General features: G+C 49.3%; 12 protein-coding genes. 2 read left to right on the forward strand and 10 right to left on the reverse strand.

Annotation, left to right across the window (positions count from 1 at the left end):
- The 5 genes from OEY58_18025 to mazG all read right to left on the reverse strand — a co-directional run.
- The coding region (locus OEY58_18025; GenBank protein ID MDH5327354.1) for a hypothetical protein at nt 1–3,361 on the reverse strand (3,361 nt) is incomplete at its 3' end.
- Between the two features lie 755 nt (nt 3,362–4,116).
- Nucleotides 4,117–6,087: a PKD domain-containing protein gene (locus tag OEY58_18030; protein MDH5327355.1), complete on the reverse strand. Its 1,971-nt coding sequence runs from the start codon at nt 6,085–6,087 to the stop codon at nt 4,117–4,119.
- 422 nt (nt 6,088–6,509) lie between these two features.
- Nucleotides 6,510–6,863 carry an FHA domain-containing protein gene (locus OEY58_18035; protein MDH5327356.1) on the reverse strand — a complete coding sequence of 118 codons (354 nt, stop codon included), beginning with the start codon at nt 6,861–6,863 and terminating at the stop codon, nt 6,510–6,512.
- 93 nt (nt 6,864–6,956) lie between these two features.
- Nucleotides 6,957–9,377 (reverse strand): protein kinase, encoded by a 2,421-nt coding sequence (locus tag OEY58_18040; GenBank protein ID MDH5327357.1) that lies wholly within the window; start codon nt 9,375–9,377, stop codon nt 6,957–6,959.
- A 142-nt stretch (nt 9,378–9,519) separates the two neighbouring features.
- Entirely contained in the window at nt 9,520–10,317 is a 798-nt protein-coding gene (mazG, locus tag OEY58_18045; protein ID MDH5327358.1) for a nucleoside triphosphate pyrophosphohydrolase, read from the reverse strand.
- A 215-nt stretch (nt 10,318–10,532) separates the two neighbouring features.
- On the opposite strand from mazG, the gene OEY58_18050 reads away from it, so the two are divergent.
- Entirely contained in the window at nt 10,533–11,039 is a 507-nt protein-coding gene (locus OEY58_18050) for a sel1 repeat family protein (GenBank protein MDH5327359.1), read from the forward strand.
- Between the two features lie 26 nt (nt 11,040–11,065).
- Here the strand turns inward: OEY58_18050 and OEY58_18055 are convergent, their stop codons facing one another.
- Nucleotides 11,066–11,371: a hypothetical protein gene (locus tag OEY58_18055; protein MDH5327360.1), complete on the reverse strand. Its 306-nt coding sequence runs from the start codon at nt 11,369–11,371 to the stop codon at nt 11,066–11,068.
- A gap of 96 nt (nt 11,372–11,467) precedes the next feature.
- On the opposite strand from OEY58_18055, the gene OEY58_18060 reads away from it, so the two are divergent.
- Nucleotides 11,468–12,058 (forward strand): Maf-like protein, encoded by a 591-nt coding sequence (locus OEY58_18060; GenBank protein ID MDH5327361.1) that lies wholly within the window; start codon nt 11,468–11,470, stop codon nt 12,056–12,058.
- A gap of 2 nt (nt 12,059–12,060) precedes the next feature.
- Here OEY58_18060 and OEY58_18065 read toward each other — a convergent pair whose 3' ends face one another.
- From OEY58_18065 to tmk, 4 genes are all read right to left on the reverse strand, one after another.
- Nucleotides 12,061–12,855 (reverse strand): TatD family hydrolase, encoded by a 795-nt coding sequence (locus OEY58_18065; GenBank protein MDH5327362.1) that lies wholly within the window; start codon nt 12,853–12,855, stop codon nt 12,061–12,063.
- A 79-nt stretch (nt 12,856–12,934) separates the two neighbouring features.
- Nucleotides 12,935–13,282 carry a PilZ domain-containing protein gene (locus tag OEY58_18070; protein ID MDH5327363.1) on the reverse strand — a complete coding sequence of 116 codons (348 nt, stop codon included), beginning with the start codon at nt 13,280–13,282 and terminating at the stop codon, nt 12,935–12,937.
- A 31-nt stretch (nt 13,283–13,313) separates the two neighbouring features.
- Complete coding sequence (locus tag OEY58_18075) at nt 13,314–14,345, reverse strand: DNA polymerase III subunit delta' (GenBank protein MDH5327364.1); 1,032 nt, start codon at nt 14,343–14,345, stop codon at nt 13,314–13,316.
- Nucleotides 14,346–14,347: 2 nt separating this feature from the next.
- Nucleotides 14,348–14,974, reverse strand: a complete 627-nt coding sequence (tmk, locus tag OEY58_18080; GenBank protein ID MDH5327365.1) for a dTMP kinase — start codon at nt 14,972–14,974, stop codon at nt 14,348–14,350.
- Nucleotides 14,975–14,980 lie beyond the last annotated feature (6 nt).

Consider the following 14,980-nt stretch of genomic DNA (forward strand, 5'->3'; position numbering starts at 1 on the left):
GTGGTGGCGGTGGTGTGCCTCCGCCCATACCACCACCGCCTCCTCCCATACCGCTGGGTGGTGGTGGTGGCGGTGGTGTGCCTCCGCCCATACCACCACCGCCTCCTCCCATACCGCTGGGTGGTGGTGGTGGCGGTGGTGTGCCTCCGCCCATACCACCACCGCCTCCTCCCATACCGCTGGGTGGTGGCGGCGGCGGCGGTGTGCCTCCGCCCATACCGCCCGTGCCTCCGCCCATGCCTCCACCCGTGGGTGGCGGTGGTGGTGGTGGTGGTGGCGGCGGCGGTGTGGTGCCTCCGCCCATACCGCCCGTGCCTCCGCCCATGCCCCCACCCGTGGGTGGTGGTGGCGGTGTGCCTCCACCTGTTGGCGGTGGTGGTGGCGGTGTGCCTCCACCTGTTGGCGGTGGTGGTGGTGGTGGCGGTGTGCCTCCGCCTGTTGGCGGTGGTGGTGGTGTAGTCGGTGGTGGCGGCACTGTTGAGATACAACTAGAGGGATTCGCCCAGCTACTGATACTATGACAAGCACCACAATCCGCCCCACCCGTATCACAGTGTCCTCCCGGCAAGGCATGACAGGCCTCGCACAGCTGCTGGGATAGAAGTTCATTATGGTTAACGGATGTGGGCGCCCAGCTGGCAGGACTATGACAAGCCTCGCAGCGCTCCGAGGTCAAAGGATGAGTCCCCGATTTATAAGTAGGCCCACTCAGGCCATCGTGACAGCCCGCTTGCGCGCAAGCCTGTCCCGTGACAAAGCTATGATCAAAAAATGCCGGTCGCCAAGCGGTCGTACTGTGGCAAGCATCACAAACCAAAGCGGTAACTATATGCCCTGTCCCTTTCCCGGTGGTGATCACATTATTATGACAGCTATCGCACAATGCCGTGGTCTGACTGTGATCAATGGGCGATAGCGGCGGTCGCCATGCCGCAGTGCTATGGCATGCACTGCATAAGTTACTGGTAATGGGATGCAGGGCCGACTTAAAGGTACGGGCACTGGCGCCATCGTGGCACCCCGCTGAGCCACAAGCTGCGGTCGTAAACGTATGGTCCATGCGAATTTGAAACCATAAAGGATAAGCATGACAGCCTTCGCACACGTCCAATGTGGGTGGATGGGTAGGTGCTTTAAAACCGATAGCCGGATTTGTGCCGTCATGACAGCCTGCCTGGGCACAACCGGTAGTGAACGTATGATCAAACCTGACGGCAGCCCAACTACCGGGTATATGACAAAACTCACAGGAATCGGAAGTAGGCGGATGATTCGCGGATTTATCCGCAGGACTGTGACACCCGGTACTGACACAATTGGGCTGTGTTACGTTGTTATGATCAAACGGAATGATAACCGGTATCCACTGCCCTGCTGTATGGCAAGCCTGACAAATATCCGTTGTACCGGGATGCAGGGTGGATTTATCGGCCGCACTATGACAACCCGCAGCGGTACAATCCACCTCAAGACTTTGGCTATGGTCGAAGGGGGTACGCACCGGAATCCACAAACCGGCCACGTGACAGGCTGAACACACATTCGTTGTTGCCGGGTGGTTGGGGGTTTTATCCGCCGCGCTGTGACAACCGAAGGATACACAGGAGGCCACATTTGCCTGATCATGGCGGAATGGCAGCAACAAGGGTGTCCAAGCTCCCGCCAGATGGCAAGCCTCACATGCATCGGTGGTTGCCGGATGCTGCATGGATTTTCCGGGAGCGATTTGACCATTGTGGCAACGCCCGCAAACATCACTGGTCTGGCTATGGTCAAAAGGTACGATCAAGGACTGCCAGGCGGTATTGACGTGACAAGCCCCGCAAATATCTGATGTCAGCGGATGGTTGGCGGATTTATCCGTTGCCGTATGACAACCTACTGCATTACAGCTGGTTTCCAGCGTCAATGAGTGATCGAAGGGCGTATTAATTTGCAACCAAGATGTGGTTTGGTGGCAAAGTTCACATTGATCCGTGGTAACCGCCGGATGGTTCGGCCCCTTATCGGCGGCAGTATGACAACCCATAACAGTACAACCGGTGCCGGCCAATATTGCACTGTGATCAAAGGGTAAATTAGGAACTAACCAATCGGGATAGCTGTGGCACAGTTCGCAAGCCTCTGTTGTGGGCGGATGCTGCGGTGATTTGTAGGTTGGTATTCCCTGACCGTTGTGGCAGCCAATCGAGGCACAATTACCGGTGACCTGGTTATGATCAAACAATACCGGTAGCCAGGAACCCAGTGTGTGGTGACACATACTGCAGAAATCGTTAGTCGGAGGATGATTTACCGATTTGTCTGCTGCGCTATGACAATTGGATGTTTCACAGGTGTTACTCAGAGCCTGAGAATGATCAAACGGTACTATAAAGGGCATCCAAGCCGTAGTGCTGTGGCAGCGTTCACATGCCGCCGTGGTAGGCGGATGAGTTGCGTGTTTATCCGTATCAGCATGACATCCTGCTATTGCACAATTGGTGACATCCGCTTGGTCATGGGGGAACGGAGTTAATACCGGAATCCAACGTCCGCCTTCATGACACAAATGACATGCATCGGTAGTGGGAGGATGGATAGCGGGTTTTTCATTGAGACTGTGACAACCGGCAGTGATACACGTTGGGCTTAGAATCTGTGAATGATCTATCGGCACTTGAACGGGTAACCAACCGGCAACACTATGACAGGCTTCACAGGCGTTGGTGGTTTGTGGATGTGTCGTCCCTTTACCCTGCCCGAAACCGGTACCGTCATGGCAACCGGCATTACCGCAACTACCGATTACATGGGCGTGATTTAATGGTGTGGTATACGGTAACCAGCCTGCAGGGGTATGACAAAACTGGCAGGAACTGGTGGTAATGGGATGGCTCGGTGTTTTTTCCAAATCACTATGACATCCCATACCGGTACAGGTACTGGTATCCACCAAGCTGTGGTCAAAATCGCCTATACGCCAGGTTGATGTTAAATGACAGGCACCGCAATCATCTACCGTTAAAATATGATCACTGCGCTTACCTGTGGCGATTTTTCCATTGTGGCAGTCGCGGCAGGGTGAATGCCCCACCACACTGTGGTCAAACAGCTGCGCCGCGCTAAACACAAATCCTCGGGTGGAATGGCAAGCTTCGCAGCTGGCATTGGTCTGAAGGTGATCCGGAGATTTGCCTATGGCAAACAAGCCGTCATGACACTCTTCGCAAGTAACCGGTACGTCTTCGAAGTTGGCGTTGATGTGACATTGGTCGCAATCAATGTCGGCGTGAGCGTCTTCCAGAGCGAAGCCGGTTTCCAGATGATCGAAAGCAGGCAATGCGGCAGACTCAGTCGTGTCTGCAGCCAACAATGACATTGGCACCAGGCTGAGTATTAATATCACACAGACAACAAGCCCTATAACACCCAGCGGCTGTGCCTTAACGTTTGATTGAATCTGTGCCCTACTTGGGTATGTCTTCCCAAACTTCAAACCGCATCCCCCATACTTCCCGCCAACTGCGTAGAGAATTACAAAGCCCGGGACACAAACACAGTAAACCCACTCCGGAAACGACAAGTCACCGAATGGTTTCTCTTATGTTTGGATAGCGTTACGCCAGCGAGTAACCAATAACCCGGAACTCTCTGAGGTAGCGCCACTGCCCCCAGTTATGACGTGAGTTTTTTTGTAGTGGGAAATTTAGTGGACCTGTACCGCCCGTACTTCCTATACCGAATCCACCACTACTAACATTGCGTGTTTGACTACTTAGCCACAATGCTTGTGGTTAAGTAGTAAAATTCCCATAAGTCATAACTGCTTTTTGCTCGGCTGATGCAACAAGAGTTTCTTTTAGTCTTTGATTTTTAACGCCAAGGACCTGAGACCTTGCATTCGCGCTTAAATTCTATGTCGAAACTCTGCTAATACTCGGCTGCAACCGCACGATTTCTAATTGCGCCTTAGTTTAACCGAGAACGAGCTAGGAAGTGGCTGATTTGTTTGTAGGATATATTGAATTTTACGTAGGTTTTTTGCTTAGTTTTTCTTAACCATACACTCCGCAGAACCCAAAACCCTACGGAGCGTATGCGTAGTCAGAGTGTTGCCCAACTTCGCTGTTTTGGTTACATACCACAACCCATACCACCGCTGATCACAATAGTGTGATCCACGGGCAGCGAATCCAACTGGCCATCATTGACCACCAAAGTCACAATATAGGTGCCCGCTGCGTTAAAGCTTTGGGTGGCAAAGGGGCCGGTTAATATAGCCGTGCCAATGGTCCAAGTATAGTTTAGAGGATCATTTTCCGGATCTGCGGACAAAGTACCATCAAACGTATAGTTAGTATTGCAAAATCCCGTGGCGGGACCGGTGATCACCGCTGTGGGTGCGTTATTACCACCCACGGTGCCACCGCCTCCTCCACCGGTTGGTGGTGGAACTGTTCCACCCCCGGTAGTACCACACAAGGTTGAGTCCGGGTTGTTTAACCAACCGGAGGTGTTATGGCACAAGACACAGTCCAGATTGGTTACTCCACAATTTCCGTGCCCGCCCTCATCTGCTGTAGTGTGGCATCCGGAATCTTTACAAGTCGCTGCAATATTGGTGACCTGGGTATGATCGAAGGGCACTAGAATGCTCAACCAACTGACACCCACTTGATGACAACTATCGCAGGTATTTGTAGTTTGCGGATGCAATGCCCCTTTTCCGGTAGCGACGGTGCCATTATGGCAATTTTGGCAGAGATCCGTGGTTTCGGTGTGAGCAAAAGGCAACAACAACGGTCTCCAAGTACTGTTAGTATGACACAGCTCACAGGCGTTGCTGGTAACGGGGTGTGCTGCAGATTTAAAGGTACGACTGCTTGCCCCATCATGACATAAGGAACTGGTACAGCCGGCACTGGTGAAAACATGATCGAAAGTTGTTAAATCGGCCCACAAAGGATAGGTATGACAGTTCTCACAATTGGGTACCGTAGCAGGATGCACGGGTGCTTGGATATGACACCCGGCATTGGTGCAACCCGTAGTGTAGGAATGTGATGGAGCCAAAGTCACATCCCGCCAAGAAGTGGTGACGTGACACAATTCGCAGGCATCACTGCTGGGTGGGTGTACCACCGGTTTTTCATTGGAATTATGACATCCCAAACTGGCACAGTTGGGTTGAATGATGGCATTGTGGTCCAACGGCAGGCGCAAATTTAGAAAGGCTGCACCGGATTGGTGGCACAAAGCGCAATCCGTTACCGTCACCGGGTGTAGTGACGATTTTCCCGTAGCAATAGTTCCATTGTGGCAATTTATACAGACATCGACCGTATGGCTGTGGGCAATGGGTGTTTGCAACGGCAGCCACCGACCTGAGCTATGACAGGCCTCACAAACATTGCTGGTCAGCGGGTGTGCCGGTGATTTATCCGCTGCGTTGTGACACCCACCTGAACTACAACTACCCAACACTTGGGAATGATCCAATGGTTGAATATAGGGCAACCAGGACACAAATATATGGCAAAACTCACAGGCATCTGTGGTTAGGGGATGGTTGAGAGCTTTGTTTAAACCACTATGACACCCGGCACGGGAGCAAGTACCCGTATCCTGATTGGTGTGGTCAAACAAGCTGACGAACCAACTGTCCACCCCATGGCACAAACCGCAATCGGATTGAGTCAGAATATGGTTCGCCGGCTTACCGCCGGCATTGACGCTGTTGTGGCAAGCGGCACAATTACTGGTCCCAATACCACTATGGTCAAATAATTGAGTGCCACTGACTTGAAAACCATCTGTTGTGTGACAGCGATCACAGGGCAATGTAACCGGGATGTGGTTGGAAGGCTGACCCAAAGCAATGGTGCCATTGTGACATTCCGCACACACAGTAGGCAGCTCATCATACACCCCGCCTATGTGACAATTGTCGCATGCAAGTTCTGCATGCACCCCATCTAAAGGAAACCCAGTGTCTAAATGATCAAAATCGGCCTGTGCCTGGACCTGGAATGAAAAAGTACAAAAAACACAAACCCACATTAAAATCGCAACACTCAGCGAGTTTTTTACGTTCAATAAGGCCATGTAACACCTTAGCAGCCGTTAATCGAAAAAAGTGCTGAGCAGCAGGCAATTGCCCGGAACTCCTTATGGGTTACGAGCGATGATTCCTAGGATGGTTGTGAATGGATAAATGTGAACTTAGGACCGTAAATATAAAATTAGGTACGATTCTGCACCGCAGACAAATCAACCAGCCGCCCTTAAAACCCCTGTCAGCTTGGACCGTCATGCTATCGCAACAACATTAGCAAAGGCTTAAAATCTTCTTAATTTACCCGTTTATAACTAGGATATTTCCTATGATACTGTAGGATTTTTCTTGGATTTAAATGTTTTAACGCTATATTTCAGTATCTTAGAAATTCTTTACCAAAGAAAACCTTAACCCACACTTTCTGATGTAGTTATTGTCTGACAATCCCGCTGTATTTTAGTCGACGGGATCAATGATCCGGAAGAATGACTTGCGTGGTCTCAAAAGCCTGCGTTTTTTCGTCAATCAAGGTCAATTCGTGGGTACCGATAAAAGCGATTTCCCCGTGTTTGAAAAAATGCCGTTTGATATTGCGACCGTTGACGATTGTACCGTTAGTGCTGCCTTGATCCTCGATAACGATGTCGTTCAAGCCTTCCATGTAGTCACTGGGTTTAACTGTTACAGAAGCGTGATTTCCACTCACCGTAATATCATCAATGCAAATTTCACACTCCGGACGTCGGCCAATCATAATTCGACCTTTTTTCAAGGGGTATTCGCCAACAATTACGCCTTCTCGTCTGTGTACTATTTTCGCCATTTTGCACTCTGTCTATAGCTTAAACTGATGAAACTGAACCCGTTACAGGGCTTTTGCCGGGCCTTGGTTTATTATCGGAACGAAAAGTCGAAACTATAAACCTCCGCACCGACGTAATGCTTTTGCAAGCTCCGCACCATTTTGATAGCGGTCATCCGGATTTTTTTCAAGGGTTTTATTAATTACCCGGCTCAGACATACCGGAAGCTCAGCACGGACTTGACGAATACCCTTGGGTTTGTCTTTGACAATTTTATACGCCAAGGAAGACATGGAATCCGCAGTAAATGGTAACGTTGCCGTAAACAATTGATACAAAGTCACTCCCAGAGAATACAAATCGGAACGTCCATCCACATCCGTGCCTTCCAATTGTTCCGGGGACATATAAGAAGGACTGCCCATAATAGTTCCGGTACGGGTTTTACTCGTATCCGTCAGGCAGGCGATTCCAAAATCCGTTACTTTTATGGCGTGGGTTTTGGGGTCATAAATAATATTCGCCGGTTTTACGTCACGATGAACCACATTTTGCGCATGGGCATAGTCCAACGCTTCGGCCACTTCCACACCGATTTGAAACACTTCATCGATGCTCAGTAAAGTTTCGCCTTGTACAAAATTGTCCAGACCATCACCGGTGATAAAGTCCATGGCGATATAGGCCAAATCGTGCTCCTCACCCACATCATATATGGTGACTATATTGGGGTGATTTAATCGACCGGCGGTTTCAGCCTCACGAAAGAAACGCCGTCTGACATCTTCCAATTGTTTTTGGTCGAATTCTTCAGACAAGGCCAGGGTTTTGATAGCAACCGTGCGGCCTATTTTAGGATCCACTCCCAAGTAGACGGTACCCATCGCTCCTTGCCCTACTATCTTTTCGACTTGATACCGCCCCAGGACAGGACGAGCAACATTGGGATGATCCACCACCAGCGTCGCCGCTGTATTCGGTGTACTGGTACGACTTAACAAATTGGGACTGGATACAGTCTGGTGTCTGGCTTTGCGTTCCTGGATATCACGATAGTTGGAATCTTTTCGTGAAATGTATTCATAGACTGCAACCGCCTGACGAAACTGCCGACGACTCTCAAATTCAATCCCTAAATTATAAAGACATTCTAAAAGTTTCTTATCCATTGGACACTTACGCATATAAGCAAAGGCTTTATCTAAATTACCATGAGTTTGCTCATTTAAAGCCAACTCTCGATAGGCATTAGCGGCTTCCAACTGCAAAGACTTAAACGCCATGGTCAATTTAAAATGAAATGCAACAATTAAATGTCCAACAACTAAAAACAATACAGGGATGGTTATTTTTAACCAACTGGTATATAAGAACATGGAAAAAAACATGGCGTTAATCATTAACACGGCCAAAAAACCGGAAAATGCCAAACCCACGTAACCACGCAAACGTAATGGAAGAAAAATAAAATAAAGGGCAACCACAAGGATCAAACACCGTTGAATCACATGGGACCCATAAGGCACATTTACCACATTGCCCTGGACCAAGGTGTTCACCAGATTAGCAAACCAAACCGGGTAGGAACTTTTGTCGCCGGAATACAATTTGACCATTGCCGTGTCTGCGTGGGACTGCCCTACCACCAGCACATCAAATTCATTTAATTCCACCGCTTTAATCTTTCCTGTCACAACATCTATAGCGGAATATACAGGGACTATGGATTTGTCAAATTTAGCTTCACCCAGTCTGGGAACCACATTAAACGCCGGATCGGTCGCGAACATCTGTCCTTGTACCCGCACCCCTTCACTGGGTATGAATTGAATTTTTTTCTGTGTTGCGCCATTAATCAGTGCCAAAACCTGTAAAGCCGCACTGGGAAAATATTTGTCTTGAAGTTTGATTATCAAAGGCTCCTGCACAATTGTTGCACCGTGCTCTGGCGCCGGATAGAAGCCATTGCGAGCCGATTTAAACAAGTCGGTTTGTGCATTGTTTACGCTATATTCAGTTTGCGGCATTGCATAGATAAACGTCAGCGCCCGCCCGAGTACAGAATCCTTGATAACCGTGTCCACTTCCAGAGATGGCGCCTTTACCGTTCCCGGTTGTGCATTGCCGGCAGCATAGGGCACCATGTAAATCACGTTTTTTCTGTCTAATAGACGAAGCAAAGTGCCGTTCTTATCCAAACCGCTAATGAGTCGCTGGAACTGCTTTTTCTCCTTTGGATTGAGCTTTTGCATCACAGTGTCTATATCTGCGCTTAGGTCGTGCGCGTCCACCGGCGGTAACCATACCAACGACTTGCCACGGAAAGATCGCAAGGTAGAGGCCAACTTAGCCAACTCCCCACTACCCCAAGGTTTTTGCTCATTACTTTTGATGGATTTGTCATCGATGGCAATAACCGCAACTTTGGCGTCAGTTGCCTGGGTCGGCGCCAATTGTGCAAAAATCTTATACAGCGGCCATTCCATTTTCTGTACGGCGCCGAAATAGCTGGCCCACACAGCCAAGATGGTCATAACCACAATGAGAACCCGATGACTCGACAATGTTCTGTTCTACCTTACCTATTTTAACTTAGTGCTTTTCGCACTCATTGATGCACGCAACAGTTTTTGGAAAGTATCGACAGAAGAGACTCCGCCTATCCCTGCGTGAATTCTATTTAACGGCCTGGTTCCTATTTTCTTCAGACTTAACCGCATCCCAAATCGCATTCAAGTCTTTGATTGCCATTGTGTGAATGGTCTTTCCCTGCGCTTCCAGCATCTGCTCCATACGCCGGAACCTTCGTTCAAATTTTTGGTTGGCCTGACGCATGACTGTCTCTGCATCCGCTTGCACATGGCGTGCAAGATTCACCACGGAAAACAATAAATCTCCCACTTCTTCACTTATTTGGTTTGGGTCTTTGATTTCCAGAGCTGAACGGATTTCAACCATTTCTTCTTCTATTTTTTCTAAGACGCCGGCGACGTCTTTCCAATCAAAACCCAGCCGCGCAGCCCGTTGCTGTAATTTTATTGCTCGAAGCAATCCAGGCAGACTGGCGGCAACCCCATCCATCTCACTGGTGTAATTCTTAGCCTGGCGTTCATGGGATTTGTATTTTTCCCAGTCCACACTTTGTTCTTGTGCCGATTTTTTTACATCCGTGCCAAAAACATGCGGGTGGCGTATGACAAGCTTTTGACAAATGCCTGCGACCACGTCCGAAAATTGAAACCATCCCCGTTCCTGAGCTAAATGTGAATGAAAAACAACCTGAAATAATAAATCACCCAGCTCTTCACACAACTCTTGCGGTTGCTCGCGCTCAATGGCATCCGCCACTTCATAGGCTTCCTCTATGGTGTACGGTGCAATCGTATGGAAGTCCTGCTGCAAATCCCAGGGACAACCATTAACCGGGTCGCGCAATTCTTGCATGAGCTGGATCAGGGCGTCAATGGAACTCACTCGATCCTGCTGTTGTCGTTGGTTGTGCTAACACTACTTGCCATGGGTTCTTGCAACGCTTGGTTGTTGTAACGGTGGGTATTGCCGGTTTTTGTAACACGTTTTTGTAACACGTTTTTGTAACATCGGGTTTTGTAACATTGTTCAAAACTGAGAACTGCTTCACGAAATTGTTATTCAGTAACTTTAATTTTGTTTCGCTAATACGGACACTTATGCAAAGATTAAAACACATTCGGACGCTTTTCAAATATGTTGCACTGTTTTTTATACTAAACACTGCACAGGCGAGTAACAGCCCCCTCCCTTCACAAAATGAATTCAACGACAATATGTTGCTGGAAGCACAAACGGCGTTCAATCAGGGGCAACATGAGAAAGCACTGCGGTTGTGGCAGAGTCTGGCACAACAAGGTCATAGTGGCGCCCAGGTTCTGGTGGGGTTGGCATATATGAATGCGTGGGGAGTACTGCGTAACGAATCTATGGCAGAGCAATGGTATTTACGCGCCGCGGACGCCGATAATCTTTCGGCGCAATATTTGTTGGGCTTGCTTTATATCGGCCGTTCCGACCTGGAACAAGCACGTGAAGGGGTACGTTGGCTTAAACGAGCCGCGGATAAAGGGGATCTTGACGCTGCCCGTTTTCTGAACAAAGCGCGCAAGAATCGTTGGCTGGATCATATCAATCCACAACTACTCAGCGCCCATAGCCGCTAACAGCCGTAAATAATACCGTGGACGAACTAGCGGTTTAGATCCGACTGGCTTGAGTTCGCCAGCAAAGGTTGAGGTTTTGTTTCCGGTTCTATTTGAGCCAAACGGGTGTTGTGCAGAAAGGTCTGCGCCCGGACATCGCCGTCATTGGCCGCCATGCGCATTAAGGCATCGCCCCTTACTTTATTGCCATTTTCATACGCAATCATGGCTTCCCGATAACTGCAGGCCTCTGCAAAAGCGGACCCGGCAACAAGTAGCGAGAACAACAAAACCATCAAACGACTGCGGATCATAGCAGCATAACCCCCTGCAACAAGTAAGTACTGTTTCATTGTAGTCAAACCTCGCCCAGCAGGCCAGAAAAACTACGGTAATTGTTCAAAATTTGTTAAAATCCCCCGCTTTGTCAGCAGGAGTTTGTTTTTCCCATGACCTCACCGGAACACCGCATTGTCCTTGCATCCACCTCGCCCTACCGACAGCAGCTATTGCAAAAGCTGGCCTTGGCGTTTAGCACCGACTCACCTGAAGTGGACGAGGCCCCCCTACCCAAGGAGCCCCCTGAGCAAATGGTAACTCGATTGGCACACGCGAAAGCGCTGGCTGTGGCTCCAAGGCATCCACAGGCTTTAATCATTGGCTCGGATCAAACCGCCACATTCGATAAGCAGGTATTGGGCAAGCCGGGGTCTCATGAAAAAGCGGTGCAGCAGTTGTCACAAATGTCGGGCAAATCCGTGGTGTTTTACACGGGCTTATGTCTGCTCAATTCGGCGACAGGAGACTATCAGTTGGACTGTGTTCCTTTCACAGTACATTTTCGCAAATTAAGTGGGGAGCAGATTGAACGTTACCTGACCCGGGAAAAACCCTACCATTGTGCCGGTAGTTTTAAATCCGAAGGATTGGGTATCAGTCTATTTGAGAAACTGGAGGGTGATGATCCCAACACGCTCATTGGACTGCCTTTAATTCGGCTGGTGCAAATGCTGGACCGTGAAAATATACGCGTACCCTGATCTTAAAATGTTGGTACAGCACCTTTAAACAGCTGGAAAAAATTGTAACTGGTGGCCGCGGCGATCTCATCTACGTGGCATGAACGTAAATCCGCTATATGCTGTGCTACATAACGCACGTAGGCGGGTTGATTTTTTTTGCCCCGAAACGGCACCGGTGCCAAATAAGGCGAGTCGGTTTCTACCAGCATTTTTTCCAAAGGCAGCTTTTTGGCCACCTGCTGCAATTCCGTAGCTGACTTAAAGGTAACAATGCCGGAAAAGGAGATATAAAAATTCAGTTCCATGGCTTGCACCGCCGTTTCCCAGTCTTCCACAAAACAGTGCATTACCCCACCCACCGAATCGGCACCTTCTTCCCGGAGTATGCGCATCGTATCCGCACTGGATTCCCGATTATGGATAATCAAGGGTTTGTTTAGTTCTTTAGCGGCACGAATATGTCGACGCAAGCGTTCCCTTTGCCACTCCAAATCACCTTCGCTGCGAAAATAATCCAGGCCGGTCTCACCAATGGCGACCACACGATCATCCCGTCCGAGCTGTATCAGCTGTTCCAGTTCAGGCTCTTGTTCCAATTTCACATTGGGATGGACTCCCATGGAAACAGAAACCTCCTGATGGGCCGAGGCCATTTCCAACAGACCGGGAAAGGCATCCAATTCGATGGATACACACAAAAAATGTCCCACACCGTGTTCGCGCGCATCCGCTAAAACGCCACTGACGCCGTTATCCCAGTTTTGTAGTTCCAAACAATCCAAATGACAATGAGAGTCAACTAATAAGGTAGACATGAAGATCCTTGAAATGAGTTATTTTTGTTTTTCTTATTGAACCAGTCGACTGTGATACAGACGACTGTAAATCAGCCGGCTATAACGTGTGAGTGGGTCGATCCGATTTTAAAGCCCCACCCAAATAGGTTTCTATTTTATTACGCACAGCACCTTTATCTTGATCGCTGAATTGGACCCCAATCCCAGCGGTTCGGTTCCCCTGAGATCCCGGTGGCGTGATCCAGACAATTTTGCCGGCAACGGGAATTTTTTCCTTTTCATCCATCAAAGTCAGCAACATAAAGACTTCGTCACCCAATTTGTACTTTTTATTGGTAGGGATGAACAAGCCGCCGTTTTTCACAAACGGCATATATGCGGTGTACAGAGAACTTTTATCCTTGATCGCCAGCGACAGTATGCCGCCTTGTCGTGCATCAGCCATTACAAATCCCGTAGTTATGTCGTTACCGTAGTTATGTCGTTACCGTATTTATCCTACGCCAGTAAATCAGTAAATCCTCCAACATAAGCTGGGTATTCACTTGACTATTCAACAGCCTGTAACATTCCGTTACTTTATCGAAATAAGCAAATAAGGCTTTTAAGTGTACCTTTTCCGATAACATTTGCAATTGCTTCGCCAGCGGCAATTGGTCCGTTACGGCCTTATTATCGGGTACTTGGCCGCAGGACTTGAGCCGAATCATCATCATGGTCCAGGAAATGAGCCATTGACACACCGCTGACACATCCTGATCCAACCATTTTTTCGCTACAGAAACAGGATCTTGTCGCAACGCTGCAACCGCTTGAAAGTCGGTCAATACTTGTTGTGCCAGGGTTAAGGCACCATTGTGACCATAGTTCAGTGCTTGCAAAGGTGAACCGTGAGCTAAAAACACCAGGGATTGTACCGTTTCCGGATCCCAACCCTGGCCTTGTTGTAACCATTGCTGTAATGCCGCTGCCGGCGGCAGTTTGAATTGAATACTCTGACAACGGCTACGAATGGTGGGCAATAAACGGCCGGTCTGGTGACTGACCAACAATATGACTGTGCCCTCACCCGGTTCTTCCAGGGTTTTTAAAAGACTGTTCGCTGCGAATCGGTTCATATTCTCCGCCGGGTTTACCACCACCACACGATACCCCCCGCCGTGACTTTTGAGACTGAGATAGCGCCCCATTTCACGTATTTGATCGACGGTAATGGCCTTGCCATCCTCTTGTGGAGTAATGTAAAGCAGATCCGGGTGCGAGCCCATTTGGATCATGGCGCAGGAATGACATCGGCCGCAGGCGTCTTGCTCACCAGCTTGTGATTGCTCACACAACAACACAGCCGCCAAAGTTTCGGCAAAAAGACCTTTACCCAGCCCCGCATCACCTGCGAGTAATAAAGCGTGCGGCAGTGTCCCGTTTTGAACACGGGCTATCACTTCCTGCCACTGAGATTTTTGCCAATACAGCTCTTGTTGTCTCAATGAATGCTGTGCCGTTTCCACTGTCATACCGTGTTTATATAGGTATTCACCACCGCAATCAACTGCTGCCGGACTTGATCCAGCGGCCGACCCGCGTCAATGACACGAAACCGGGCGCGGTGCTGTTGCGCCAACTCTAAATAGGCGCTGCGGACTTTTTCGAAAAACTCGAATCGCTCCAGCTCAAACCGATCCAACTCCCCTCGTCCCGCCGCCCGTTGCAATCCCGTGGTCACGGGCAAATCTAATAACAAGGTCAAATCCGGTCGCAATTCCCCCTGAACCCATTGTTCCAGTTGGGCAATCCGTGCCCAATCCATGCCTCGGCCACCACCTTGATAGGCGTAGCTGGCATCGGTAAACCGATCACATAACACCCAGTGCCCTTGCTGCAAAGCCGGTTGAATTTTCTCGGCGAGGTGTTGGGCTCTGGCGGCAAACATAAGCAACAATTCAGTATCCTGAGCAATTTCACCGTTGGCTTTGTCCAACAACAGCGCCCGCAGTGTTTCGCCGATTGCAGTACCACCGGGTTCTCGGGTATTCACACAGGTAATCCCGGCGTTTGTGAGAGCATCCTGTATAACGCCCATGGCCGTGCTTTTACCGGCACCTTCGCCGCCTTCGATAGTAATGAATTTCCCCCGCATTATTTA

The organism is Gammaproteobacteria bacterium (genome assembly GCA_029882975.1).
Taxonomy (GTDB): domain Bacteria; phylum Pseudomonadota; class Gammaproteobacteria; order SZUA-152; family SZUA-152; genus JAJDNG01.